The organism is Marinobacter sp. EN3 (assembly GCF_000475315.1).
GTDB classification, from domain to species: Bacteria; Pseudomonadota; Gammaproteobacteria; order Pseudomonadales; family Oleiphilaceae; genus Marinobacter; species Marinobacter nauticus.
The window spans coordinates 114,689-141,231 of sequence record NZ_AXCC01000023.1 but is presented as its reverse complement, the minus strand read 5'-3'; the positions used below and the strand labels follow the sequence as shown (position 1 = coordinate 141,231).

The following is a 26,543-nucleotide window of genomic DNA, read 5'->3' as shown; positions in this document are numbered from 1 at the left end:
GGAGGCAGGCATGCACATAGCGGTACTTGGGGCAGGGGTCGTTGGTATTACCACGGCGTGGTACCTGCAGAAACAGGGGCACCAGGTAACCGTGGTCGACCGCCAGAACCAGTCAGGGCTGGAAACCAGCTACGCCAATGGCGGGCAGGTGTCGGTGTCCCATGCCGAGCCGTGGGCCAATCCCTCGGCGCCCCTGAAAGTCGCTAAATGGCTGTTCCAACCGGATGCCCCGCTGTTGTTCCGGCCGCGGCTCGACCTCTATCAGTGGCGCTGGGCGCTGTCGTTCCTGGCCCAGTGTACCTCCGCCAAAGCCGCCCATAATATCCGCCAGATGGTCAATCTCGGCACCTACAGCCGTTCTTGCCTGCAGTCGCTGCGGGAAGAACTGACTCTGGATTATGACCAGTTGGCGAAGGGCATTCTGCATTTCTACACCAATCCTGCCGAGTTTGATGCGGCCCTGGAACCTTCCCGCATTATGCGTGACCTGGGCTGTGACCGTCAGGTTATCGATGCCGGCCGTGCGGTTGAGCTGGAGCCGGCGCTTGAGCCGATCCGTCATCGAATTGCCGGCGCCACTTACACCGCCGATGACGAAAGCGGGGATGCCCGTAAATTTACCCAGGCACTGGCTGAGAAATGTAAAGAAGCAGGGGTGGCCTTTGAATATGGCACCGAAGTCCTGGGTTTTGATCGGGCGGGTGACCGGATTCTGGGCGTGCTGGCACTGAAAGACGGCAAACACCACACCCTGAGGGCGGACAGCTATGTGTTGAGCCTGGGCAGTTTCAGTGCGGTACTTGCCCGCCAGCTCGGGATGTTCCTGAATATCTATCCGGCCAAGGGCTATTCCATTACCGTGCCGGTGAAAAACGAAGAAGCGGCCTTTAACGTCAGCCTGACCGACGACGAATACAAGCTGGTTTACTCGCGCCTGGGAGACCGAATGCGCGTGGCCGGCACGGCAGAGTTGAATGGTTACAGTCGCGACTTGAACTTTACCCGTTGCCGAGCCATTGTCCGCCGGGCTGCGGAAGTGATGCCCGAGGCCGGTTATTGGGACCAGGCCGAGTTCTGGACCGGCCTGCGGCCTGCCACACCCTCCAATGTGCCCTACATCGGTAAGAGCCATTTCAGCAATCTGTACCTGAATACCGGCCACGGTACCCTGGGCTGGACCCACTCCTGCGGCTCGGCGGCCGCTCTGGCGGATATTGTGGCTGGCAGGAGTCCCGAGGTGGACTTCACCTTCTCCGGTCTCTGAGCAGCCGAAGATTCAGGTAACCGCACAACCAGAAACGCCGGCGTCTGTTGCCAGGACGCCGGCGTTTCTGGTTTCTCGGGACCCTAGTCCTTCAACTGATCCCGAATCAGTTTCTTGTTGATCTTGCCGACGCTGGTCTTCGGGATGTCCTCCACAAACCGCATCTGCTCGGGAATCGCCCATTTGTTGATGTCGCCACTGTCGACAAACTGTTGCAGGTGCTGCTTGATATCCTGCTCAGAGATGGATTCTCCGGGCTTCAGGGTGATCAGGGCGTAGGGCCGTTCCCCCCATTTCTCATCGGGCACACCCACGACCGCAGCCCCGGCAACGGCCGGGTGCTGGCTGATCATGTTCTCAAGGTCGAGCGACGACAGCCATTCGCCCCCGGTCTTGATCACATCCTTGATGCGGTCTTTGATCGTGAGCGTGTTATCCGGCTCCATGGAGGCCACATCGCCGGTGTGCAACCAGCCGCCCTGCCACAGTTCCTCGCCTTTGTCCGGCTGTTTGAAGTAGCTCTGGGTCAGCCAGGGGGCCCGGGCGACCACTTCACCCTTGGCTTCGCCATCATGGGGTACCGGTTTGCCATCAGGATCGACAATTTCCAGTTCCACCATGGGCACGGCTTTACCGGTCTTCACCCGGATTGCGGTTTGCTGCTCCAGGGGCAGTTCAAGATCCGCCGGGGAGAGGTGCGTGGTGCTCAGCAGCGGGCAGGTTTCCGACATGCCGTAGCCGGTGAACATCTTGATGCCCAGTTTCGCCCCCGCATCGCACAGGCCTTTAGTCAGGGCGCTGCCACCGATGAGCACATGCCAGTTGCTCAGGTCCGCGGTCTTGATGGACTCGGTCGCCATCATCATCTGCATGATGGTGGGCACGCAGTGGGAGAAGCTGACTTTGTGCTCCTTGAGCAGATCCACCAGCAACTCGGGTTCATAGCGACCGGGATAGACCTGCTTTATTCCCATCATCGTGGCCGCGTAAGGCACGCCCCAGGCGTGAACGTGGAACATGGGCGTGACCGGCATATACACCGACGATGAACGCAACAGCGGCATTTCGTCGAAATGGGAGATGCTGCCGGCCATGGAAAGCGTATGCAGTACCAGCTGGCGGTGGCTGAAATACACGCCTTTCGGGTTACCGGTGGTGCCGGTGGTGTAGAAAGTGGTGGCGACGCTGTTCTCGTCGAAATCGGGGAAGTCGAAGTGGTCGCTGGCCCCCGCGAGCAGGGCTTCGTACTCGCCGTGGGTGTCGAAAGAGGCGTTGCCCGGCTTGTCGCTGTCGGTTACCTGAATCCAGGTTTTGACGGTTTTGATCTCGTCTTTCACGCCCTCGATGATGGGCAGGAAGTCATCGTGCACCAGTACCGCGTCGTCTTCGGCGTGGTTCATGGTGTAAACGATCTGCTCCGGCGACAGGCGCACGTTGACCGTGTGCAGTATGGCGCCAATCATCGGAATCGCAAAGAAACACTCCAGGTACCGCGGGGTATCCCAATCCATCACAGCCACGGTATCGCCGGGTTTGATACCGGCGTCTGTCAGGGCATTGGCAAGTCGATGGATGCGTTTGACAAGGTCCTTGTAGGTGTACTTGCTGCGATCGGCGTAAACGATTTCCTGGTCCGGGTTGTAGCGGGGGCCGGACATCAGCAACCGCTTGATCAGGAGCTGGTACTGGTGGGCATTGTCAGCCGGTTCGAGAATTCGGGTTTGTGCCATGTTGTTGTCCTCTTTCTCTGCTTATGTTTGTTGTCACGGTAAGAAAGACGGGCTGAGTGGGGCTTATCCGTAGGTACAGAGATAAGCAGTATCGGCATCCGTTTTTGCTTTGAAGCTTGCTTGCCCCGCTACCTCAAAGCTCTCGCCGGCGCCGAAGGTTTGCCAGTCTTGCTGGCCTGGCAGCAGCACGGTCAGTTCACCGCTGACGACCGTCATGGTTTCTTTTTCTGAGGTGCCGAATTCGTATTCTCCGGCACTGATAACACCGATTGTGGCAGGCAGTGTGCTGGACTGGAAAGCCACTGATTTTACCTTGCCATCGAAGTATTCATTGACTGTCAGCATGTCTGGTATTCCTTGAAATGGTTTGCAGCCTACTATACTGGAAATTCCTGTGCTGCCAATCACAAACTATTGGTTTGAGGTACCTTTTCCAGTTCGGGTTGGCTGCCCGTGCTTTAGCTCCTCGAGCCCGCTATTGAGTTTGTGGGTAACCGGGTCATATCGTTCCTGCAGCTCATCCTTGATGGTGCCGGCCCAGAGTTTGGTGCCGGTGAAATAACCGGCCCGGCCTATGACATGGGCGGCAATGGGAGCGGTCAAAAGAATGAAGATAACAATGGCAACGGCGCGAGCGGCCACGGTGCTATCCCCGAAATAGAACGCCACGCCACCCATGGTCATCATGGCCCCGAGGGCACCGGCTTTGGTCGTGGCGTGCATACGGGTGGGGAGATCGGGCAACCTGAGAACGCCGATGGCGGCCAGTACCATGAAAGCAGCGCCTGCCAGAAGCAGAACGGATACCAGTATTTCAATCATTCTTAACGCCTCCGCGCTCCACGAATCTGGCGAAGCCGATGGCTGCCAGAAAGGCTGTCAGGGCGATAACAATGGCAACATCCAGGAAACTGGCTACGCCGGTATCAATCGCGTGCACACCCACGTAGCCAACCACGATGGAGGCGATCAGCTCCAGTGCGACCACCCGGTCCGGCAGGGATGGCCCCCGGGTGAGCCGAATGAAGGCGAAGAGCAACGCCAGTGACAGCATGAGATAGACAATATTGATCACCACATTCAGCATGACTGGCCTCCTAGCGTGTCACCTTCAGGATTCGGCGTTCGAGTTCTCTAAGGTCGTTTCTGAGTTGCTCTTCCTCGTGAAGAAACATGGCATGGATAAACAGCACCTTTCGATCATCAGAAACGTCCAGGCTCAGGGTCCCGGGTGTGAGAGAGATAACACTGCTGACAAAGAGAATTTCCATATCGGTCTCAGCCCGGAGCGGAAACGCGATCACCCCCGGCTTCATGTGCCAGACAGGCGTTGCGATGTCATAGGCGACCCTCAGATTCGACTTCACCAGTTCTTTCAGGAAATACACCAGGAAAGCGGCGAGACGGGGAATCCGGCGGGAATACCCTTTCAACACCGGCACCTGTTTCTGCAGCACCATGAGGGCGACGTAGCCAAAGATAAAACCTGCCAGCAGGTTCATGGCCGTGATACTGCCCGTGAGGGTTACCCAGGCCAGAGCCAGCAGTAAATTCCAGAACAGGCCGATCATTCAGGTTGCCCTCCCAGAACCGCTTCTATGTAAAGCTGCGGGTTCATCAGCTGCTCGGCGGCGGATTCTGCAAGCACGTAAATGGGCTGACCATAGAGGCCAATAATCAGTGTGCACACCGCAAGCCCGACCACCGGGGTGTAGTAGGCCCAACTGCGTTTGTCTTTGATGTCACCATTGAGCCGTCTGGTGTCGGTAACGTGCTCGGGGACTTTCTTCCAGAACACCTCCGCCCAGATCTTGATCATGGAGTAGAGGGTCAGCAAGCCCACGAGCAAGGCGACCGCTGCGACAAGATATTCGCTGGATTCCAGTGTGGCACGGACAACAACGAACTTGGCGAAAAAGCCGGACAAGGGCGGAATACCTGCCAGCGACAGGGCCGGAATCAGGAATAGTAACGCCAGGTAAGGGCGCTGACGATACACGCCACCCAGGTCTTTCAGCTCATAGCTGCCCAGCAGGCGATAGGTGATGCCGCTCACCAGGAACAGATTCGTTTTAACGATGATGTGATGCATGATGTAAAACACACCGCCAATCAGCGCCAGGGGCGTAAACAAGGCTAGTCCCAGAAGCATGTAGCCGATCTGGCTGACGATGTGGAAGGACAGAATCCTGCGGAACTCGAACTGTGCGGCGGCGCCGAGTACACCGGTCAGCATGGTCAGTGCCGCCGCCCAGAGCAGGATGGTGTGGGTGTATTCAACATCCTGGGTGAATATCAGTGTGAATACCCGATAGAGCGCATACACCCCGACCTTCGTCAGCAATCCCGCAAACAGTGCGGATACTGCGACCTGAGGGGTGTGGTACGAGGCCGGGAGCCAGAAAAACAGTGGGAATGCCGCCGCCTTGATACCGAACGACACCATGAACATGAGCGACACCACCGTGATCATGCCTGGATCATCAACCCGGCTTACCTTCTGGGCGATATCCGCCATGTTGAGGGTGCCCACCATGCCGTACAGCAGGCCGACGGCTGACAGGAATAGGGCCGATGAAAACAGGTTCAGGGTAACGTATTTGATGGCGCCTTCCATCTGGGCACGCTCGCCACCGAGGGTGAGCAGGGCAAAGGAGGCCAGCAGCATGACCTCAAACCAGACGAAGAGGTTGAAAATATCGCCGGTCAGGAAGGCACCAGCGACCCCGGCAAGCAACAGGTGCATCAGCGGGTAGTAGCCGAACCTTTCGTGGCCCGGAGGCGTTGAAGCCAGGGAGTAGATGGCGATGGCGAGCCCGATAATGCCAGTCAGCACAATCATGATGGCGCTGAGGATGTCCGCCACCAGCACAATGCTGAACGGCGCCGGCCAGCTGCCCATTTCAACCACCAGAAAGCCTTTGTCGATGGTTGAGCGCATCAGCCAGATGCTGGCGGCCAGCAAAAGAGCGGTGGCTACCACGCCAACCAGGCGTTGCAGCTGAACCGAGCGCCACAGCGCCAGGGACAGGGCGCCGGCGGTCAGGGGGATCAGAATCGGGAGAACAACTTCCAGGTTCAAGTGTCGGTATCCTTCATCTTGTCCAGATCATCGGTGCCCACAACTTCGTATGCCCGGCGGATCAGAACCACCGCAAAGGCCAGAACGCTGAACGCGATCACGATAGCCGTAAGGATGAGGGCCTGGGGTAACGGATCTGCCACCGTTCCAGCCATCTGCTTCGCGCCGTCGGCTATCAGCGGAGGTGCGCCCCGGGTTAGACCCGACACCACAAAAATCAGCAGGTTTGCCGCATTGCTCAGAATGATCAGGCCAATAACGATTTTCACGATGGAGCGTCTGAGCATCATGTAGATACTGGCCGCGAACAAGACACCAACCACAAGGGCCATCAGGCTTTCCATAGCGATGCTCCCCGTTCAAAAAACTGTGTTCGCCTCATCCCTCAACCTCCATCAGACCGATCACGAATGTCATCAGTGTGCCAAGGACCGCCAGATACACGCCAATGTCGAAGACGAGTACGGTCGATAACTTCAGGTAGCTGTCACCCGGCAGCGGAAGCTCCCACCAGTGGGCGGTGAGCATGGCCTGACCAGACAACAGGGCCGGAATTGTGGATGCCAGCCCGAACAGCAGGCCGGCTGCCAGGAGATCCTTCGGGTGCACCCGAAGGAGTTTGCGGGTGGCTTCCGCGCCGAAGGCGAAGGCGTAGAGAACAAACGCGCTTGCAGCGACCAGGCCCCCGATGAAACCGCCGCCGGGTTCGTCGTGCCCGCGCAAAAGCAGGAACACCGAAAACATCAGCTGCAGCGGCATGATCGCCAATGCCGCGGTGTGGAGAATCACGGTGTTGGATTTCATGGCTTGTACTGGTCCTCCGCCCTGAGCTTGATCATGGAGTAAACGCCAATTGCGGCAAGACCCAGTACAAATATTTCCCCCAGAGTATCCAGTTGCCGGAAGTCCACCAGAATTACGTTGACGATATTTTTGCCAAACGCCAGACCATAGCTGTTTTCAACGTAGTAGCTGGAAATGCTGTCAAAGTACTGGATATCCAGAACAGCAAGAATGATGAGCGTCATCACCACGCCCGCAAACACTGCGACAGACAGGTCCCGGTAACGTTCCCAGGACGAGGACAGCTTGGCAAACGGTGGCAGCCGGAACAGCACCAGCACAAGCAGAATGACGGTGAGGGTCTCCACCAGTAGTTGGGTAATGCCCAGATCCGGTGCACTGAAGTGAATGAAGGTCAGGGCCACACCAAAGCCCAGTACCCCCAGCGAAGCAACCGAGCCAAGCCGGGACCGGGTGACACAGGCAAAGACGGTCGCAGCGACAATCAGCAGCGCGATTCCCCACTCGTAGAAATAACTGTCACTGAAGTCAAAATCCAGCTGGAGACCATGCCGGGTCAGCAGGGTATAGCCTGCCAGAGAGAAGGTGACAAGAACCAGTGCCAGAAGATAGATTCCGAGAACGCCGTTCTGCAGGAGCCGGGTCTGCCAGCCCGCAACCTGACTGATACCTTCCATGAAGCGGAAATAACCCGCCTCGGGGCCGATTCGGCTGGCGGCGGTATTAAGCGCATACAGGGTTGGCTGCAGTCGGCGCCAGCCTACCACCAGGAACGAGCCTGCCAGGAGACTGAGACCGGAAAGCATCAGGGGAAGGTTGATGCCATGCCAGAGGGCGAGGGCGGTTTCTACCGGGTAGCCGGAGACTGCTGAAATAGCGGCGTCCAGAACCAGATTTGCGGGCAGAGATGGCATGATTCCGAAAACCAGGGCGAGCAGTGTCAGCACGCCGGGGCCGATCAGCATTGCAAACGGAGCCTCGTGGGGCAGTTTGGGCGTTTTAACAACCGGCCCGAAAAAGGGCTTGATAAACACCAGACCGGCGACGGCCACCACCAGCATGGCCGAGAGAACGGCGGCCACCAGAAGCCCGGTTTGCCATATTGGCGCATTCAACAGCGACTCCAGTAACAGTTCCTTGGCCACGAACCCGAACAGTGGTGGAAGCCCTGCCAGTGATAGGGCGGCAAGCCCGGTAATGACGGCCGTTTTGGGCATGCTGTGCCTCAGGCCACCCATCCGGGTAATATCTTTGGTGCCGGTTTCGTGGTCCAGGGCGCCGGCGAGCATAAACAAGGCGCCCTTGTACAGGGAGTGGGCCACCAGGAAGCAGATAAAAGCTGTGATGGCCAGTTCAGTACCCACACCCACCAGCATGGTCAGGGTGCCCAGCGCCATCACCGTGGAATAAGCCAGAACCCTCTTGATGCCGGTGCTGCTGTAGGCAAGATAGGCGCCGGTGAGCATGGTTAATGCACCAAACACCAACAGGGAGCCGCTCCACAACATGTCTCCGCTCATTGACGGATTCAGGCGGGCCAGCAGATACACGCCCGCCTTCACCATGGTCGCAGAATGCAGGTAGGCCGAAACCGGGGTGGGTGCCGCCATGGCGTTTGGCAGCCAGAAATGGAAAGGCGTCTGCGCGGATTTGGTAAAGGCGCCAATCAGTATGCAGACCGCGGCCGCGGTGTAATGCGGATGCTCATGAATGGACAGTTCTGACGCCAGAAGGCCCGAGAAGGAGGAATCCCCGGTGATAAAAATCAGCAGGATCAGGCCCGCCATCAACACGAGCCCGCCACCGGCGGTTACGAACAGGCCCTGGAGCGCACACTTTCGTGCCTCGGCATCTTCATGGTTGAAGCCGATCAGCATGTAGGAAGTGATGCTGGTCAGTTCCCAGAACACAAAAAAGGTAATGAGATTGTCCGAAAGCACCAGTCCAAGCATGGATGCCATGAAAGACAGCATGATGACGTAGAACCGGGCGAGGTCTTTGTGGCCTTTCAGGTAAGAACCGGCGTAGATCAGAATGAAGGTGCCGATGCCGCTGATCAAAAGGGCAAACACCAGGGACAGGCCATCGACCATGAAGTCCAGGGTTATCCCGAGCCCCGGCATCCAGGGCGTTTCAATCAGGAGCCTTTCACCACCACGGATCGAGGGAATCAGGCTGGCGAAGTAAGCTGTGAGGGAAGCGGGGAGCAGAGCCAATACCCAGCCAATGTAACTGCCTGCCAAACGATAAAGCGCCGGTACCGCGACCGCCAGCAAAAAACCGGATAGCACAGCCAGTAACATCATGGGAGATGGCTCCTTTAAGGCCTGACTTTAAGTGTTTTTACAGATTCTGGTTGCCGGTAGCCCTTTGATAAATACGATCCTTTTTTACAAAAGGCTCACCGAGCCCATGGTTGCAAGGGACTCACTGATCCCAGCTTTGACCGCGAGTGTTCTTGGAGGTTCTGACTTCCAGGTGCATCGCGGCTTTTGCCAGGAAGTTGGCGCTGATGGGCGCCGTCATGAACAGGAACGCCGTGATCAGGATTTCCTCTATCCCGATGCCTCGTCCAAGCGTGCTGAAGTAAATCACGGAGCTGATCACGATGGCGCCAACGCCAACCGTGGTGGCTTTGGTTGGGCCGTGTAGTCGGGTGTAGAAATCCGGCAGTCGAGCCAGACCAATGGCACCGATCAGGGTAAAAACGCCACCGATAATCAGCATGGCGGAAATGGCGTATTCTGCGAAGGTGCTCATAGGGTGTCCTCCGGGTTATTCAATGACGCTGCCGCGCTTGAGGTATTTGGCCATGGCGACGGTTCCAACAAATCCCATAACCGCAATCAGCAGCGCAGACTCAAGGTACATGCGTGTTTTCAGCGTGATGCCCAACAGAATGATCAATGCGATGGCGTTAATGTAGAGGGTGTCCAGCGCCAGTATCCGGTCCGGCGCATCCGGGCCCTTGATCAGGCGGTACACGTTCAGCAAGGCGGCCAGCGTGACCATGGCAATGGTGATGTAGAGCGCGGTTAGCATCATTGGAACATCTCCAGCAAAGGCTTTTCGTACCGGTTCCGGATAGTGTCGATGACTTCCTGCTCGTCCTCGGCGTCCAGGGCATGAATCAGCAGCAGTGTGTTGTCATCGCTCACATCCGCGCTAACGGTGCCCGGCGTCAGGGAAATGGTGCTGGCTAGAATGCTGATAGCCAGCGGATCCGTTAGTTCCAGGGTGTAGCAGATGAACATCGGCCGTGGTGCGCGAGGGCTCAGTATCAGCCTTGCCACATCAACGCTGGCGACCACAATGTCCCACAGAACCCGCAACAGGTAGGCAGGTGTCTTCCAGGCCTTGAGCAAGGTGGGTGGATCTGGCCAGAAACCTTGGGTCATCAGGGGGATTATCCAGGCCAGGATCAGTCCAAGAACAATACTGCCGCCACTGATGCCGTCACTCAGAAATTGCCACATGACGAACAGGGTCAGGCTCAGCCAGGGGTGGGGAAACCTCAGTCGATCAAGCATCAGTCATCCTCCCCGACCATAGGCATCTGCAGGATTTCGATATAGGCATTGTTATTGTGTAGCTGTTCGGCCGTTGCATCGGTATAGCGTGTTATTGGACCGGCAAACACGACCAGGACGATCGCCAGTGCGGTGAGCGCGCCTGCTGCTACAGAAATCCGACCATTCAATGGGTCTGGCTTTTCCAGGTGACCGTCGACGGTTCGCCAGAAAACAATACTGCCGGCCCGACTGTAGGCAATGATTGTGAGGAAGCTGCCAACCAGCAGCACTGACCAGAGCCAGGCCATTTCGAAACCGGGCTCAACGGACTGTAGAATCAGCAGCTTGCCAATGAAGCCGCTGAGCGGAGGCAACCCGGCGGCGGCAACGGCACCGATCAGAAACAGCACGCTCAGGAAGGTGCGGTTATGCATCCTGGGCGCGGTGATGATGCGATCGTTCGCGCTGCCGCGCTGGTTGGCTATCAGTTCCGATACAAGGAACAGGCCGCCGACGGTCCAGGTCGTGCTGAGCATATAGAACAGGGCGGCAGACAGGCCGGCTTCGGAGCCCAGAGAGATGGGAGCCAGCAGGGTGCCCACGGATATGATCACCTGCCAGGCCACAAGCGTCTTCAGGCTACCAGAGCCCAGAGCGCCTATGACGCCCATGGCAAGGGTGGCCAGAGCGATCGGGAACAGCCAATCCATGCCGAGATTGGCAAGCTCACCGGCTTCGTCGCCAAACACCAGCGGGTATACCCGCAGGATGGCGTAGATGCCCACCTTGGTCATGACCGCAAACAGAGCCGCAACGGGCGCCGTGGCTTTGGAGTAGGCACGGGGCAGCCAGAAACACAGCGGCAGAATGGCGGCCTTCAGGCCAAAGACTACCAGCAGCATCATGCCGCCGGCCTTGACGATATTCAGGCTTTCACCGGTTACCTGGGGAACCTTGACCGCAAGGTCTGCCATATTCAGGGTGCCGGTGACGCTGTAGATCATGCCCACACTGATCAGGAATATCGCCGAGCCGATCAGGTTGAGAACCACGTAGTGGAGGCCAGGTACAGTCCTTATGGTGCCTCCACCATGCATCAGCAAGCCGTAGGAGGCGATCAGAAGCACCTCGAAGGCAACGAAAAGGTTGAACAGGTCACCGGTCAGGAAGGCGATGTTGAGGCCCATCAACTGGAACAGGAACAGGGCGTGGAACTGTCGGTTACCCTCATCGGCGCCGCCGATGGCATACAGGTGACAGAACAGGGCCAGAACAGAGGTCATGACCAGCATCAGCGCGGCCAGCCGGTCCAGAACCAGGACAATCCCGAACGGCGGCTGCCAGTTGCCAAAAGCATAAATGCGGTAACTGCCGTCGTTTGCCAGCACCAGAAGGACTATGGCCGAGACCAGGATCAGCACGGTGGTTGCCAGTGCCAGGGTTCGGCGCAGCGTGATGGGGGCATAGCCCATCAGTGCCTGCAGAATGCCGCCAAGCAGAGGAATCAGAATCGGAGCGGTAAGCCAATGGTTCATTTACCGGTTACCTCCTCGTCTTCCTGCTCCGGTGCTGGCGATTTATAGGGTTGTTTGCCATCAACATGGTCATCTTCGTTATCCGCAAGGTTTCGTAGCGACATCACCACCACAAAGGCTGTCATGGCGAAGCCAATCACGATGGCCGTTAAAACCAGCGCCTGCGGCAGTGGGTCGGCATAGCTTTCCGCAGTGCCGATAATCGGTTGCTTGCCGGTAGCCAGCCGGCCAGTGGAGAACAGGAAAAGGTTTACCCCGTAAGACAGGAGTGTCAGGCCAACCACCACGGGGAACGTGCGCGCCCGCAGCAGCAGATAAACGCCGGAGGCGGTCAGGGCACCAATCACCAATGCATAGACAAGTTCCATTACGCGCCCTCCCTCTTACTCTTGATGGCCGAATGCGGCGATATGCGGCCAATGGTCACCAGCGCCAACAGGGTGGCCCCGATTACCGTGAGATAAACACCCAGGTCGAAGACCAGTGCTGACGCTACCTCGAACTTGCCGACTACCGGCCAGGTGATATAGCCGAATGTTGAGGTCAGGAACGGATAGCCGAAGGCCAGGCTGGCCGCGCCGGCAATGGTTGCGAACAACAGGCCCAGGCCAATGACGTTGTGATATTTGAACGGAATCCGGTCCTGGGTCCAGTTCAGGCCACTGGCAATGTACTGGAGGATCAGGGCTATCGAGGTGATCAGACCCGCGATAAATCCGCCGCCGGGCAGGTTGTGGCCACGCAGGAAGATGAATGCCGACACCATCAGGGACAGCGGCAACAGTGGCCGGGCGATCAAACGCAGCATTAACGGGTAGGCATCCCGGGACCAGGCATGGCCTTCGCCATCACTGGGTGGTGGCGTCAGCGGCGTATTTTTCAGCAGCGCGTAAATGCCCAGGGCAGCAATCGCCAGAACCGTGATTTCGCCCAGGGTATCAAAGCCCCGGAAGTCCACCAGGATGACGTTGACCACGTTGGTGCCGCCACCGCCCGGTTTGCTGTTCTCAAGGAAGAAATCGGAAATCGAACTGAACGGTTGCGTCAACATGGCCAGGGTAACCAGAGTCATACCAATACCGGCAATACCCGCGATGGCGATATCCCGGAAGCGACGTTTCAGTGGGGTTTCCACGGGTGTCCAGCCAGGCATGTAGTAGAGCGCCAGCATGAGCAGAACAATGGTCACCACTTCCACCGACAACTGGGTCATGGCCAGGTCGGGCGCCGAGAAGCGGGCAAACGCCAGTGCAACGATCAGGCCCACCACGCTCAGCACAACCAGCGCGTAAAATCGCTGCCGGTGCACGGCAGCCGTCAACAGGGCACAAATGATCAGTACGCCTGCGGCAATGGCCGTGGGCCAGTCCACAGGGCTCAAGCCGGTCTCACCAATGAAGATACCCAGATCCAGCAGTGGCATGGCAGCGACTGCCAGCACGCTGACCACAAGCAGCATGCCGTATCTTTGCAGAGAGCCGTTCTCGATTCTTGCCGTAAAGCCGTTCGCCAGGTCGACGATCCGCAGTACGATCGCTTCGAATACGGCCTTCTCGTCAATTTCCTTGAAGCGCGCGTGGAAATCAAAGAATTTCTGGCGCTGGCTATACATGATCAAACCGCCAAAGAAAGCCGCAAAACTCATGATCAGTGGTAGATTAAACCCGTGGATAACCGCCAGTTGATAATCCGGTACCTCGCCGCCAAGCGTGGCGTGGGCGGCAGCGTAGAGCAGAGGCCCGACCGATACCGCCGGGAACATTCCTACCATGATGCAGGCGAAGACCAGGATCTCCACCGGGATTTTCATGTACCGGGGCGGTTCGTGGGGCGGGTAGATGGGCAGATTGACGGGCTTGCCGTTAAAGAACACGTCGTGAATAAAACGTGCGGAATAGGCGACCGCAAAAATACCGGCCAGCGTGGCGACGATCGGCGGCAGCCAGGCCCAGATGCCGGGCAGATTCAGTTGCAGGGACTCGGCAAAGAACATTTCCTTGCTCAGGAAGCCGTTCAGCAGCGGAACCCCGGCCATGGATGACGCGGCCACCATGGCCAGAGTGGCCGTATGGGGCATGTATCGCCACAGGCCGTTAATCCGGCGCATGTCCCGGGTACCGGTTTCGTGGTCGATAATACCGGCGGCCATGAACAGTGAGGCCTTGAAGGTGGCATGGTTGATGACGTGGAATACCGCTGCCACCGCCGCCAGCTCGGTACCCATACCGAACAACAGCGTGATCAGGCCCAGGTGGCTGACGGTGGAGTGCGCCAGCAGCCCTTTCAGGTCGTGCTTGAACATGGCCACGTAGGCGCCAATCAGCAAAGTTGCCATGCCGGTAAAACTGACCATGTAGAACCATTGTTCCGTACCAGCCAATGCCGGGTACAAACGCGCCATCAGGAAAATGCCGGCCTTGACCATGGTGGCAGAGTGCAGGTAGGCCGAAACCGGCGTGGGCGCCTGCATGGCATGGGGCAGCCAGAAATGGAACGGGAACTGGGCAGACTTTGTAAACGCGCCCAGCAGTACCAGCGTCAGGGCGACGGGGTACATGGCGTGGGCTTTGATAACATCGCCGGCGGCCAGCACATCGTCCAGTTCAAAACTGCCGACAATGTTGCCGATGATCAGAATGCCCGCGAGCAACGCCAGCCCACCGCCACCGGTCACCGCCAGCGCCATGCGGGCGCCGCGACGGGCGTCCTGTTTGTGGTTCCAGAAACTGATGAGCAGGAACGAGGTGAGACTGGTCAGTTCCCAGAAAATCATCATCAGCAAGAGATTGCTGGAGAGTACGATGCCCAGCATGGAGCCTTTGAAACAGAGCAGCAGCGCGTAAAACTTCCCGATATTCTCGGCCGGCTTCAGGTAATAGCGGGCATAGAGAATGATCAACACGCCAATAATCAGAATCAGCAGTGCGAACAGCAGAGACAGTCCATCGAGGCGGAAGCTGAAGGAAATGCCGATCGCCGGTAACCACTCCCAGGATTGCAGGACGGTGCCACCGTTGGCCAGTGTTTCCCAGTGCGGGAACAGGGCAGCCAGGGCAATAAGCGCCGGAACAGAAGAGGCAATCGCAATCGCTGTCCGCCCCCCAAGGGCAAACAGCGGGGCAGCTATAGCCCCCAGAAATGGCAGAAATACAACCAGCGGTAGCGACATCGCAACCTCGTTATCGGTGTTCTTTTACATGAGTACCAAAGGCGTGTTTGCCTGAGTCTAGTCTCCGACCAGCCACCGTGCACGATGAGCATCGGGATCGGGTCGGCATGGGTCAGGGTGGATTCAGCAGGAAACAGGCGGGTCCGGGAAATACGGAAGGCGTCCCCGATGCCGCGCGATGTCAGCGGTAACGGGTGGGCGGGTGATTCTAATGCAGCCGAAGGACCTTGCGGTCATGGTTGCTCCGTCAGTCAAACTTGAAATGCGATGATACGTGGCCCGTCGGTCAGGTCAAGTCAACTTGCCATTGATCAAGTGTATACTCCCGATAAATATTCGATGAGAGTGCGCCATGACCAACGCCTATCCCAACCTGCTGAAACCGCTTGATCTGGGGTTCACTGAGCTCAAGAACCGGGTGCTGATGGGGTCGATGCATACCGGCCTCGAAGACCGTTTCTGGAATATCCACAAGTTCGCCCGGTATTTTGCCGAACGGGCGGAAGGTGGCGTCGGGCTCATGGTAACCGGTGGCTTTTCTCCCAACCTGGTGGGGCAGCTGGCCCCGCTGGCGTCTACGATGAATAACCGTGCGACTGCTTTGCTGCATCGTCATGTGACCGGGGCCGTGCATGAAGCGGGCGGAAAAATCTGCCTGCAATTGCTGCACGCCGGTCGTTATGGTTATCAGCCGCTGATTGTGTCGGCCTCGGCCACCAAGGCACCGATCAGTCCGTTCAAGGCCAGAGCCCTCTCGACAAAAGGTGTGGAACGGCAGGTCAATGACTTCGTGAATGCCGCCAAGCTGGCTAAATTCGCCGGCTACGACGGCGTTGAGGTGATGGGCTCCGAAGGTTATTTTATCAACCAGTTTCTGTGTGAGCGCACCAACAAGCGAACCGACAAGTGGGGTGGGCCCTACGAAAACCGAATGCGCTTGCCGGTGGAGATCGTTCGCCGCATGCGTGAGGCGGTCGGGCCGGAATTCATCATTATTTACCGCCTGTCCATGCTGGATCTGGTGGAAGGTGGCCAGACCTGGGAGCAGATCGTCACTCTGGGCAAGGCTATCGAAAAAGCCGGTGCGACCATTATCAACACGGGTATTGGCTGGCATGAGGCCCGCGTCCCCACCATCGTGACCTCGGTACCCCGCGGCGGCTTTGCGGATGTGACAGCCAAGTTCTATGGCGAGGTGGACATTCCGGTGTGTACCACCAACCGCATCAATACCCCTGAAAAAGGCGAGGAAATCCTTGCTGCCGGTAAGGCAGACATGGTGTCCATGGCACGCCCGCTGCTGGCCGACAGCGAGTTTGTCCGCAAGGCGGAACAGGGGCGCGGCGACGAGATCAATACCTGTATCGCCTGCAATCAGGCGTGTCTGGACCATGTGTTCCAGGCCAAGCGCGCCTCCTGTCTGGTAAACCCCCGGGCCTGCCACGAGACCGAACTGGTGCTCACGGTAGCGCCTGTTGTCAGGCACGTAGCCGTGGTCGGCGCCGGTCCCGCTGGCCTGGCAGCAGCCACCACGGCGGCAAAACGGGGGCACAAGGTGACCCTGTTTGAAGCTGACGACAAAATTGGCGGCCAGTTCAATTACGCCAAACGCATCCCGGGCAAGGAAGAGTTCTACGAAACCCTGCGCTATTTTCAGCGTCAGATTGATGTGCTGGAAATCGACTTGCGGCTCGGAACCCGTGTGGGGGCCGACGAGCTGATCAAACAGGGCTTTGACGACGTGATTATCGCCACCGGCGTCAAACCACGAACACCGAAGATTGAAGGCATCGACCACCCGAAAGTGCTTGGGTACCTGGATGTACTACGCCACAACAAACCGGTGGGCAAGTCGGTGGCTGTGATCGGGGCGGGTGGTATCGGTTTTGATGTCAGTGAATTCCTGACTCACGACTTTGGCAAACACCCGGAAGGCGAACAGGTGAGTGTGGCTGAATGGCAGGCGGAATGGGGGGTGAATCCCACGTTTGAGGGCCCCGGTGGCCTGGCTGAACGGGCGCAGACCCCATCGCCCCGCAAGATCTATCTGATGCAGCGTAAAACCGGCAAAGTCGGCGGCGGCCTGGGCAAAACCTCAGGCTGGGTGCACCGAAGCAGCCTCAAGCATCGGGACGTCGAAATGCTCCGGGGTTGCCGTTACGATCGAATCGACGATCAAGGCCTGCATATTACCCTGACCGACAAGGACGGAAAGACCGGCGAGACCAGAGTTCTGGCCGTGGACAACGTGATCATCTGCGCGGGACAGGAAAGCTATCGGGAACTGTTCGACCAGCTTGCGGATAAAGGCGTGAAAGCGCACCTCATTGGCGGTGCTGATGTGGCGGAAGAGCTGGATGCCAAAAGGGCCATCCGTCAGGGAACCGAAATCGCGGCAGCCATTTAAAAAGTGACCTGCTACGTCATCAGTTGACCGGAAGTGGCGTTCGATAGCTGTTGTCTGGATAAATGGCTATCGAACGGTTTTCAGGGCATTGGAAATCGCCTCTGCTTCGGCTTCCAATACCTGGCAACGCAGGCTGTTACCCTGCTGACTGGCCTGCGCGAGCTGCTTGCGCTTCATATTGTATAGCCGGTTAAGTACATCGGCCCGGCTCTGCTTCAACGGTGCGTTCATGGAAACGACCTCCCCCGAAGGCTTAATACTGTCAAGATTATTTACGTACAGCGGCAAAAAATCGCCTACAAGACAGTTTGATGCATAACCCGCGCCACAGAAACACTACCAAAGACTGAATTGTGACCTGTAACACCATACTATCGGCCGAATTTCGCCCGATAGGCGCCCGGTGAAAGCTTCGTATGCCGACGAAACAGCCGGCTGAACGAACTCACATCCTCGTATCCGACCGCCCGGGTGACCGACTCAAGCCCCCCCGTTGAGGATTCGAGTAGCCGGCGAGCCTCCTCCACACGGAGTAGTTGCAGATAGCTGGACGGTGAATCCCCTGTCGCCTGCCGGAACCGACGTAACAGCGACCTTTCGGACAACCCGGCGAAGCTGGAAAGCTCTGGCAATGAAACCGGCTCTTTGAAATGCGCCTCCAGCCAATCCTGAACCTGGTGAATCACCTTGTCTGAATGGTATCGCTTGGCCTGCAGCACGCTATAGGGAGCCTGGCTCGTGCGCCCGGCGTCAATCACAAACGCCTTCGCCAACTCACGGGCCACTTGCGCACCTGCCAGCCGCTCAACCAGATACACCCCCAGATCCCACCAGGCCATACCACCCCCGGCGCAGGCCACAGGGCCATCAACCGTGACCAGCTTGTCGGCATGGAGATTTACAGCCGGAAACTGCCGTCTGAACTGTTCACCAAACCCCCAGTGTGTGGTGGCCTCCCGACCGTCCAGTAACCCCGCCGCCGCCAATAAAAACGCGCCGGTACAGTTACTGGCCACCCGAACATCGCCGGGCGTCGCAGTCTGAAACTTTGAAAGCCACTGAATCAGGAGGGGCTTGGTTTGCAGAACTTCATCAATGGGTGCACCAATGGTCGGAATAATCAGCAAGTCATCGGCACCCAGTTCGTCAATATCCTGCCAGGAACCATCCGCCAACAGGGTCACGCCATTGATGCATCGGCAGGGCTCGCCATCCTCGGTCAGCAGCCGGGTTCTGAACCATGCCGTCGGCTGCTCGCCATGAATTCGGGCCCAGGTCACTCCGGCCAGGCGAAACAGGTCAATCATACCGGTGATGGCGCTGGCCAGAGCTCCGTTAAAGCCGATGATGGTGACGGTTTTCACTGGGAAAATTCCTGTTTTCTGGCTTGTGGCGTTGCATGAACTGGCATGACGGCATTCTCTAAATCAGGCCGCTGGCATGGGGATTCTCTTCCGGGAGTGTGCGCAGCAAGGAAGCTGCGCTCAAGCCCCCAGGGATGGGTTCACGGCGTCTCCCGGAAGAGAATCCCCATGGCAGTGGCCGTCTTGCTAACGCAAAGGTTGGCGGATTCAGCCAAGAATAAGTCAGAAATGACAATTCCAACAACCATAGCCGTTATGAGACGCTATGGCCAATCAACAGGAGACCAAGAATGACCGACACCCTGATCGACCGCCGCGACCTTGCCTTCCAGCTTTATGAGGTGATGGACACCGAATCCCTCATCCAGCGCGAGCGCTTCAGCGAACACAGCAAAGAAACCTTTGACGCCGTCATCGAAACGGCCGACAAAATGGCGAAAGAAAAATTCGCCAACCACAATAGCGCCGCCGACAAAGACGAACCCAAATTCGTCAACGGCCAGGTGGAAATGCTCCCGGACGTCAGACAGGCCTTCGATGCCTACGCCGAAGCCGGCTTCCTCGCTGGCCGATACGACTACGACCTCGGCGGCATGCAACTGCCGGAATCCGTCATGGCGGCCTGCAACGGCTTCTTCACCGCCGCCAATCCCGGCACCGCCGGCTACCCGTTTCTGACCACCGCCGCCGCCAACCTGATTCGTGTATTCGGCAACGACGAACAGAAAACCAAGTTCCTGCCCAACATGCTCAGTGGTCGCTACAGCGGCACCATGGCCCTGACCGAGCCCCACGCCGGCTCAAGCCTGGCGGACATCCGCACCTCCGCTACGCCCACTGACGACGGTCACTACCAGATCAAAGGTGCCAAGATCTACATCTCCGGCGGTGAACAGAGCATCACCGAAAACATCGTTCACATGGTGCTTGCGAAAATCAAAGGCGCACCGGCGGGCGTAAAAGGCATCTCCCTGTTCATCGTCCCGAAATTCCATGTGGACGAGAACGGCAACCCAGGCGACCACAACGGCGTCAGCCTCGCCGGCCTGATCCACAAACTCGGCTATCGCGGCACTACCAGTACCGCCCTGAGCTTCGGCGATGATGCCCACTGCCACGGCTACCTGGTAGGTGAACCCCATCAGGGCCTGAAGTACATGTTCCAGATGATGAACGAAGCCCGCATCGGCGTTGGCTTTGGCGCCGCGGTGATTGGCTATCGGGGCTACATGCACAGCCTGGAATACGCCAAGGACCGCCTGCAGGGTCGTAAAGCCAGCGAAAAGAATCCGGAAAGCCCGCAAGTACCCATCATCGACCACGCGGACGTACGCCGCATGCTGCTGGCCCAGAAAGCCTACAGCGAAGGCGGCCTGGCGCTCTGCCTCTACGGCGCTCGCCTGATGGATGATCAGCACACCCACCCGGATGACCAGAAACGAATGGAAGCCGGCAAGCTGCTGGATTTGCTTACCCCGGTGATTAAAGCCTGGCCCTCGGAATACGGTCCGAAAGCCAACGACCTGGCGATCCAGGTCTACGGCGGCGCCGGTTACACCCGTGAATACCCGGTAGAACAATGCTGGCGCGACAACCGCCTGAACCCGATTCACGAAGGCACCAACGGCATCCAGGCCCTGGACCTGCTGGGCCGCAAAATCTGGCAGGACCAAAGCCACGGCCTGCAATTACTGATGCAGGAAATGCAGGCTGACCTGCAAGCGGCCACCACCGAGCGCTGCCAGCAGTGGGCGTTGTCCCTCAGCGAAACCCTGCAGCAGGCAGTAAAAGTCACTCAGAGTCTGGGCAAATCCCTGATGGGCGGCGAAGTCGACAAAACCCTGGCCAATGCCAGCTGCTACCTTCACCTGTTCGGCCACATCATCGTCGCCTGGATGTGGTTGCGGCAGGCTAATGCGTCAGCTAACGCTCTGGCCTCTGCCAACAGCGACAGCGAACGCAACTTCTACCAGGGCAAACTGCAGGCCGCCCAGTACTTCTTCCACTGGGAATTGCCCACCGTGGCTCAGGATCTGGTGCTGCTGCGGAATCAGGATGATACGTGTCTGAATATGAAGGCTGATTGGTTCTGAGTTTGGAGTAGGCCCAATCTGCCGGGATCGCTTTCAGGGACACGCTACAAGCACATCCATGTGCGCTCGACTTTGGCCATCCATGGCCAAAGACGGTCTCTGAAAGGACTCCCAGCCGTTCGCGCCCGCACATGGGCATAGCCTGTTGACAAGAAAACATGAAAGGAAAGCGCAATGGCTCTGGTAAATGTTGATAAGAAAAATCATGTTTTGCTGATCGGACTGAATCGCCCGGAAAAAATGAACGCCATGAACCGGGCCATGTACCACGAAATCGCTGCCGCCTATTACCAGCTCCAGAACGATCCGGAGCTGCGCGTGGCAGTGATGTACGCTGAAGGTGACCACTTCACCAGCGGCCTGCAACTGGATGACTGGGCCGGCGTGTTCGCCAACGGTAAAGGCATTGAACCCGGCGAAGGCGAACTCGACCCCTTCGATATTACCGGCGATAGCCTCACCAAGCCGGTGGTCTTCGCCGCCCAGGGCATCTGCTTCACCTGTGGCGTCGAGATGATGCTCAACACCGACATCCGCGTGGCCGCGAAAGGCACCCGCTTCGCTCAGTTGGAAGTGAAACGCGGCATCTTCGCCTGCGGTGGCGCCACCATTCGCCTGCAGCGCGAAATCGGTTGGGGCAACGCCCAGCGCTACCTGCTCACTGGTGATGAATGGACCGCGGAACAGGCTTACCAGTGGGGCCTGATTCAGGAACTGGTGGAACCCGGCGAACAGCTCAACAAAGCCATGGAAATCGCCGAAAAGATTGCCAAAGCCGCACCTCTGGGCGTTCAGGGCAGCCTGAAATCGTCCAAGATTGCCGTGTCCGAAGGCCAGGAAGCGGCCAAGGAACGTATGTTCCCGGAACTACGCCCGGTCATGGCCAGCGAAGATGTCAAAGAAGGAATTCAGTCATTCCTGGAGAGAAGAGAGGCGGTGTTCAAAGGCAAGTAGCAGGATTGCCCCAACCCGCAGCCGGCGCCCAACCAACAGGCTGGGGCCGGCAATCAAACCACGAAATCAGGCAGCCTCAGACTCAGAAGAAGAGCCAGCCCGCCGAGCCGCAGCCTCCGCTGCCACTTTCGCAGCATAGTCCGCATACTTGGCCATCAACTCCTCCTTGCGATCAGGGTCCCAGTTGATCTTCGACAGATCCCCTTCATAGTGGTCAATCACCCGCTTATCCATCGTCTCGTACCACCACTGGGGCAGGTAGGCCGGCAACAGCATCGATGCGTACCCTCCCGGCAACTGGGGCGCCTTTTCAAAATGGCGCAAGGCCTGGAAACTCCGGGTCGGATGGGCGTGGTGGTCAGAATGCCGTTGCAACTGATACAGGAACAGGTTGGTCACAATGTGATTACTGTTCCAGCTGTGTTCCGGCTTCGTGCGCTCATACTTGCCATTCTTGTCCTTCTGCCGCAACAGACCATAGTGCTCGATGTAATTCACACTCTCCAACAGACTGGCGCCATAAACCGCCTGTGCCGCCAGGAACGGCACCGCCCTCGGGCCGCAGACCAGCGTCGTGGCGCCAAAGAACCCGGCCGTCATGGCCCAACCCTGTAGCAGTTCGTTATCAAGACTCCAGAAGCTCTTACCCTTGCGTTCCAGGCGTGCCTTTTCGATCTTGATCGACGACTTGATGCCGCCGAACACGGTTCGGGGCAGGAACTTCCAGAAACTCTCGCCCATTCGGCTGCTGGCGGGGTCCTCCGGTGTGGCTACCCGCTTGTGATGACCAAAATTATGTTCCACCACAAAGTGGGTGTAGGCGGTGGGGGCCAAGGCGGCCATGGCCATCAGTTTGTTCAGTTTATTGGACTTGTGGCCCAGCTCATGGGCGGTGTTGATGCCTACCCCGTTGATGGCGCCTACGGTCAGGGTCAGGCCGATCTTGTCCTCAAGTGGTGTGTTTTTCCGGCTGGCCAGCCAGGCGCCCATGAAGGTCATGGCGTACTGGGTGGGGATAAACGCCTTCACAATACGGTCGTAATACTTGTCCTGCTCCAAGGTCTTTACCGCCGATTCAGGAGGATTGCTTTTGTCTTCACCAATCGCCCGGTCCAGTGCCGGAATAATGCCGTGCACCAGTGCCGGCCCGGTCCAGGCCAGAGCCTTCAGTCGTTTCGGGGCCAGGGCGTAGCCAGTCAGAGCGGCAAGGCCAATGCCTGGAAGCGCAGGCCCCAACAGCCACATATAGCGCTTGGGATCTTTCCAGGTCTCGGCCTTGGTGGCGGTGTCTTTTGAATCCGATGTCCCGGTTTTCCGGGGCGCGGCGACCTGGTGCGTGTCGAGCGAGGATTTCACTTTGGCGTTCATATGGGCTCTCCGTGGAACTCGTTGTGTTTGTTTGTTCAATGTATGTCGGACAATCTGGCAATACAACAAGTAAGAGAGTCTGGTTAAGCGAACTGGCCTCTAATGACAATCAGGCTCCAGCTGGCGAATCCAGAGCTTGTGGTCCAGACTTTCGGAAACAAAAAAAAACAGGGAAGCGTCGAATGAGTGCCTCAAATCCATCTCCGGCCACCATGTCCTGGACGTTGCAGCAGCGGCTCCAGGAATATGCACGGGCCATGAAGCTGGCGGAAATCATCTATCAGGATCCAAACGGACAGGTCTGCGTGGTTCACGGCGTTATCCGTGATGTGCTCAGCCGGGCCGGGCGGGATTTCGTGGTGCTGGGAAAAGGGCAGGTGGTCTCGGCGGACCACATCATCATGATCGACGGCGAGCGGTTAACGAAAGAGTAATCGCCCGGTAATTGCTATTGACCGCGGGCTGCCTCTACTCTGTTGGCGTTGTACACATATACCGACAGAGGGACATGTTATGAACAAGTTTACCTTGAGCGCACTCGCACTGGTTGCCACGCTTGGGCTTTCTGCCTGCAGCTCTGAGAGCGATGAAGGCGCGGATTTTGAAGAAGCGGGTGAAAATGCCGAGGAAATGATGGACGACGCCGCTAACGCCACCGAAGAGACCTGGGAAGAAGCCACGGGTCAGGATGAAGGCGTGATTGGTGAAATGCAGGAAGGTGCCGAAAACGCTGGCGACGAGATTGAAGAAGCCGCGGATGAAGCGGGTGACTCCATGGAAGAAGCAGCTGACTCCATGGAAGAAGGCTATGACGAAATGACTCAGTAATTACTCGCTTCAATAGTGAAAAGCCTGGCCAGCACAGAGTCTGGCCAGGCTTTTATTAAGGTCTCCTTATCCCACCATTAAAGTGCGAGCTCCCCTCCATCTTCGCGGTAGATAACGATAGTAGCTGAACGTGGCCTATTGCCAGCCTCACCGAATGCGGTCGCATCGCGGGAAGTGGCAGGCCAATTACTTACGTCGGTGTTGAAGGCCTCTTTAGAGCCGCCTTCTCCGGGATGCTGGATGTTGATGAACATGGAGCGAGCGTCCGGCGTCATCGAGATGCCGGTTATTTCGCATCCATTTGGTCCAACAAGGAATCGTTTCAACTTGACCGCATCTGCGTCGCCGCCAATGAAAGTGTTTACTGATTCCTGGCCGTTGTTGTCAGATGTCGTGACCGTAACGCTTTCGCCGTCACCTACTCTGCCAGGAATGGCGACCAACATCTGGTTGTTCGTTTTGCTGCGAATCCCGGAGGAGCCGTCATCAGTCTGGATCCACATTACACCGCGTGGGTCGATAAAAAGTCCGTCCGGGCTTGAGAACTCGTTGTCTGGGGTGAGGCCAGAAACATTGTAGTCTGCGGAAGCATCGGCACTCGAGCCAAAAAGGAAAATGTCCCACTCAAAAGCGGTGGCGGCATGGTTTCCGTCTTGCTCGCGCCAGCGAATGATGTGGCCGTTGGAATTTACCGCACGGGGGTTTACTGCATCCAGGTCAGTGGACGGACGGTTGCTGGGATTACCGTTGGTCAATGTCAGATAAACATCGCCATTGGTGGGGTGCACCACTGCCCATTCGGGTCGATCCATTGGCGTTGCGCCCAAGACGTCGGCTGCCAGGCGGGCGCTCGCTAGAACTTCTGCCTCAGAGGCAAAGCTGTACTGGTAAGTTGTGCCGTCATCATTGTAGGTGTGGTCGCCGTTGAGCTCCGGATTGGAAATGGTCAGAGCCTTCCAGGCACCGGTGCCATCATCATTGAATACCGCAACGTAGAGTGTGCCCTCATCAAGGTATTTGTCGCCTGCCGCCAAACCACCATTGCGGTCGGACTCGGTCCACGCTGTTTTCGATACGAACTTGTACATGTACTCGCGGCGAGAGTCATCGCCCGAATAGATAACGATAGGGGCACCTTCTTTCGCTGGTGCAACCCAGGCGCCTTCATGGGAAAAACGACCCAGTCCTGTTCGTACCCTGGGCTTTTGTGTAGGGCGGAACGGGTCAACTTCGGTCACGTAGCCATGAAGGTTGGGTTCATAGCGGAAGTCCTCGGTTGCCGTTGAGCCGCTGGTGTTTACGCCAAAGCGCTGATATTGATCCCCTGGCACTTCATCCCATTGGCGGTATGCCCAGCCATTTCCACTGATGCCGTAACGTGCGAGCCAGCCCTTCTGCTTTTCGGACAGGGCATCGACATTGCCAACGCGAAAATAAGCGTACCAGTTTTCTTCTGCTGCGAGATACGTGCCCCATGGGGTGTAGCCGTTGGCACAGTTGTTCATCGTGCCGTAGCGAGTTGTTCCGGTTGGCGTCAGTTTGGTTTTGACGAAATCTTCTCCTGCAACAGGCCCTTGCATCTGCATTTCGGTGAAAACAGTCAGGCGACGATTGTAGGGTGAATCCGTGATGACGGACCACTTACCGTTCTCCTTACGAATTTCGACACAGGAGACGCCGTGCCCGTTCATCTCACGGTCAACGATTTTTTTGAGCTCTTGAATGTCGTTGGCGAAAATGGCATCTGCTTTGGCCGTCGCAGTCTCATGCAGCGTGTTGTCTTCAAGGTTTTCGTGGTTAAGAACCAGAATTCCTCGGTCGGACGCCTCGGGATCGTACTGTCCTGATGCATTCATGCCGAAGAAATGCATGCCGTCATGCTCATCGCCTGATCGACTGTCATAATCAACATCGGTTCCGTCGTTTTTGAAGGGCGCCAGGCCGGAGAACAGGGGGTCGCCTTTGGCGTAGAGAACGTCAGCTTTATAACCAGGGGGTAGAATAACCCGGTCTTCAATTCCACCCGGGATCGAAGAAAAACCCAGTTGTGTCGGGTTCATCGTAACAGAGTCCGGACTCGTGGCAGGGCTGTTTGAACTGCTGCTGCCTCCGCAGCCGCTCAGGCCCAATGAGCCAAGAACACCCACAGTGGCTGCAGACGCTGTACCAGTGAGCAGTTTACGTCGCGAAAGACGCGCTTTGATCACTTCATCAAATGGCCGATTGTTGCTTCGATTGCTGTCTTCGACTGGATGATGTCCCATTTTACTCTCCTTATGTCACGACACTGAATGGAGGACGTTTCGATTTGCTGACCAAGACGGTCGGCAGTTCGACGAAGAAAATAAGGATCGCCAAGGTAAGTGACAGTTTTGATTCAGATCGGTGACATATTGAAGAAGAAACTTTTGCAGTGGACCTATAGCCCTAAAG

The 26,543-nt window shown here is 57.5% G+C and carries 25 protein-coding genes; 6 read left to right on the top strand and 19 right to left on the bottom strand.

Annotated elements, in window-relative coordinates:
* Positions 1 to 10: 10 nt before the first annotated feature.
* On the top strand, positions 11 to 1,264 hold the full coding sequence (locus Q675_RS27990; protein ID WP_023011161.1) for a D-amino acid dehydrogenase: 1,254 nt from the start codon (positions 11 to 13) through the stop codon (positions 1,262 to 1,264).
* Between the two features lie 83 nt (positions 1,265 to 1,347).
* On the opposite strand, the gene Q675_RS27985 is transcribed toward Q675_RS27990, so the two are convergent.
* The 15 genes from Q675_RS27985 to Q675_RS27915 form a co-directional block, all read right to left on the bottom strand.
* Positions 1,348 to 2,994: a fatty acid--CoA ligase gene (locus Q675_RS27985; protein WP_023011160.1), complete on the bottom strand. Its 1,647-nt coding sequence runs from the start codon at positions 2,992 to 2,994 to the stop codon at positions 1,348 to 1,350.
* Between the two features lie 63 nt (positions 2,995 to 3,057).
* Positions 3,058 to 3,339: a pyrimidine/purine nucleoside phosphorylase gene (locus Q675_RS27980; protein WP_011786306.1), complete on the bottom strand. Its 282-nt coding sequence runs from the start codon at positions 3,337 to 3,339 to the stop codon at positions 3,058 to 3,060.
* A gap of 66 nt (positions 3,340 to 3,405) precedes the next feature.
* On the bottom strand, positions 3,406 to 3,816 hold the full coding sequence (gene mnhG / locus Q675_RS27975) for a monovalent cation/H(+) antiporter subunit G (RefSeq protein ID WP_023011159.1): 411 nt from the start codon (positions 3,814 to 3,816) through the stop codon (positions 3,406 to 3,408).
* On the bottom strand, positions 3,809 to 4,081 hold the full coding sequence (locus Q675_RS27970; protein WP_011786304.1) for a monovalent cation/H+ antiporter complex subunit F: 273 nt from the start codon (positions 4,079 to 4,081) through the stop codon (positions 3,809 to 3,811). The genes mnhG and Q675_RS27970 overlap by 8 nt, the downstream gene beginning before the upstream one ends.
* Positions 4,082 to 4,091: 10 nt before the next feature.
* Entirely contained in the window at positions 4,092 to 4,565 is a 474-nt protein-coding gene (locus tag Q675_RS27965) for a Na+/H+ antiporter subunit E (RefSeq protein ID WP_011786303.1), read from the bottom strand.
* On the bottom strand, positions 4,562 to 6,076 hold the full coding sequence (locus Q675_RS27960) for a Na+/H+ antiporter subunit D (RefSeq protein ID WP_023009138.1): 1,515 nt from the start codon (positions 6,074 to 6,076) through the stop codon (positions 4,562 to 4,564). Before Q675_RS27960 ends, Q675_RS27965 begins: the two co-directional genes overlap by 4 nt.
* Positions 6,073 to 6,420 carry a Na+/H+ antiporter subunit C gene (locus tag Q675_RS27955; RefSeq protein WP_011786301.1) on the bottom strand — a complete coding sequence of 116 codons (348 nt, stop codon included), beginning with the start codon at positions 6,418 to 6,420 and terminating at the stop codon, positions 6,073 to 6,075. The genes Q675_RS27960 and Q675_RS27955 overlap by 4 nt, the downstream gene beginning before the upstream one ends.
* A gap of 34 nt (positions 6,421 to 6,454) precedes the next feature.
* Positions 6,455 to 6,880 carry a Na+/H+ antiporter subunit B gene (locus Q675_RS27950; protein ID WP_011786300.1) on the bottom strand — a complete coding sequence of 142 codons (426 nt, stop codon included), beginning with the start codon at positions 6,878 to 6,880 and terminating at the stop codon, positions 6,455 to 6,457.
* Positions 6,877 to 9,186: a putative monovalent cation/H+ antiporter subunit A gene (locus tag Q675_RS27945; protein WP_011786299.1), complete on the bottom strand. Its 2,310-nt coding sequence runs from the start codon at positions 9,184 to 9,186 to the stop codon at positions 6,877 to 6,879. The genes Q675_RS27950 and Q675_RS27945 overlap by 4 nt, the downstream gene beginning before the upstream one ends.
* A gap of 121 nt (positions 9,187 to 9,307) precedes the next feature.
* Positions 9,308 to 9,640, bottom strand: coding sequence for a Na+/H+ antiporter subunit G (locus tag Q675_RS27940; RefSeq protein WP_011786298.1), 333 nt, complete (start codon positions 9,638 to 9,640; stop codon positions 9,308 to 9,310).
* 15 nt (positions 9,641 to 9,655) lie between these two features.
* The gene (locus tag Q675_RS27935; RefSeq protein ID WP_011786297.1) at positions 9,656 to 9,925 is read right to left on the bottom strand and encodes a K+/H+ antiporter subunit F; all 270 of its coding nucleotides are present in this window, start codon (positions 9,923 to 9,925) and stop codon (positions 9,656 to 9,658) included.
* Entirely contained in the window at positions 9,922 to 10,410 is a 489-nt protein-coding gene (locus tag Q675_RS27930) for a Na+/H+ antiporter subunit E (protein WP_011786296.1), read from the bottom strand. The genes Q675_RS27935 and Q675_RS27930 overlap by 4 nt, the downstream gene beginning before the upstream one ends.
* On the bottom strand, positions 10,410 to 11,927 hold the full coding sequence (locus tag Q675_RS27925; protein ID WP_011786295.1) for a monovalent cation/H+ antiporter subunit D: 1,518 nt from the start codon (positions 11,925 to 11,927) through the stop codon (positions 10,410 to 10,412). Before Q675_RS27925 ends, Q675_RS27930 begins: the two co-directional genes overlap by 1 nt.
* Positions 11,924 to 12,295, bottom strand: a complete 372-nt coding sequence (locus Q675_RS27920) for a Na+/H+ antiporter subunit C (protein ID WP_011786294.1) — start codon at positions 12,293 to 12,295, stop codon at positions 11,924 to 11,926. The genes Q675_RS27925 and Q675_RS27920 overlap by 4 nt, the downstream gene beginning before the upstream one ends.
* Positions 12,295 to 15,096, bottom strand: a complete 2,802-nt coding sequence (locus tag Q675_RS27915) for a monovalent cation/H+ antiporter subunit A (RefSeq protein ID WP_011786293.1) — start codon at positions 15,094 to 15,096, stop codon at positions 12,295 to 12,297. Before Q675_RS27915 ends, Q675_RS27920 begins: the two co-directional genes overlap by 1 nt.
* Before the next feature lie 352 nt (positions 15,097 to 15,448).
* Here Q675_RS27915 and Q675_RS27910 point away from each other — a divergent pair, with 352 nt between their 5' ends.
* Entirely contained in the window at positions 15,449 to 17,503 is a 2,055-nt protein-coding gene (locus Q675_RS27910) for an NADPH-dependent 2,4-dienoyl-CoA reductase (protein ID WP_023011158.1), read from the top strand.
* Between the two features lie 66 nt (positions 17,504 to 17,569).
* On the opposite strand, the gene Q675_RS38295 is transcribed toward Q675_RS27910, so the two are convergent.
* Positions 17,570 to 17,734: a hypothetical protein gene (locus Q675_RS38295; protein ID WP_023011157.1), complete on the bottom strand. Its 165-nt coding sequence runs from the start codon at positions 17,732 to 17,734 to the stop codon at positions 17,570 to 17,572.
* 140 nt (positions 17,735 to 17,874) lie between these two features.
* Positions 17,875 to 18,867: a GlxA family transcriptional regulator gene (locus Q675_RS27905; RefSeq protein WP_023011156.1), complete on the bottom strand. Its 993-nt coding sequence runs from the start codon at positions 18,865 to 18,867 to the stop codon at positions 17,875 to 17,877.
* A 290-nt stretch (positions 18,868 to 19,157) separates the two neighbouring features.
* On the opposite strand from Q675_RS27905, the gene Q675_RS27900 reads away from it, so the two are divergent.
* Both Q675_RS27900 and Q675_RS27895 read left to right on the top strand, forming a co-directional pair.
* Positions 19,158 to 20,960, top strand: a complete 1,803-nt coding sequence (locus Q675_RS27900; protein WP_023011155.1) for an acyl-CoA dehydrogenase — start codon at positions 19,158 to 19,160, stop codon at positions 20,958 to 20,960.
* Positions 20,961 to 21,134: 174 nt separating this feature from the next.
* On the top strand, positions 21,135 to 21,914 hold the full coding sequence (locus tag Q675_RS27895; RefSeq protein ID WP_011786288.1) for a crotonase/enoyl-CoA hydratase family protein: 780 nt from the start codon (positions 21,135 to 21,137) through the stop codon (positions 21,912 to 21,914).
* A gap of 66 nt (positions 21,915 to 21,980) precedes the next feature.
* On the opposite strand, the gene Q675_RS27890 is transcribed toward Q675_RS27895, so the two are convergent.
* Entirely contained in the window at positions 21,981 to 23,282 is a 1,302-nt protein-coding gene (locus Q675_RS27890; RefSeq protein WP_011786287.1) for an alkane 1-monooxygenase, read from the bottom strand.
* Positions 23,283 to 23,464: 182 nt separating this feature from the next.
* Between Q675_RS27890 and Q675_RS27885 the strand changes: the two genes are divergently transcribed.
* Together Q675_RS27885 and Q675_RS27880 are read left to right on the top strand one after the other, a co-directional pair.
* A complete protein-coding gene (locus Q675_RS27885) occupies positions 23,465 to 23,716 on the top strand; it encodes a hypothetical protein (RefSeq protein ID WP_011786286.1) in 252 nt (83 codons plus the stop codon).
* A 79-nt stretch (positions 23,717 to 23,795) separates the two neighbouring features.
* Positions 23,796 to 24,110 carry a hypothetical protein gene (locus Q675_RS27880; protein ID WP_011786285.1) on the top strand — a complete coding sequence of 105 codons (315 nt, stop codon included), beginning with the start codon at positions 23,796 to 23,798 and terminating at the stop codon, positions 24,108 to 24,110.
* 77 nt (positions 24,111 to 24,187) lie between these two features.
* Here the strand turns inward: Q675_RS27880 and Q675_RS27875 are convergent, their stop codons facing one another.
* A complete protein-coding gene (locus tag Q675_RS27875) occupies positions 24,188 to 26,374 on the bottom strand; it encodes a PhoX family protein (RefSeq protein ID WP_011786284.1) in 2,187 nt (728 codons plus the stop codon).
* Positions 26,375 to 26,543 lie beyond the last annotated feature (169 nt).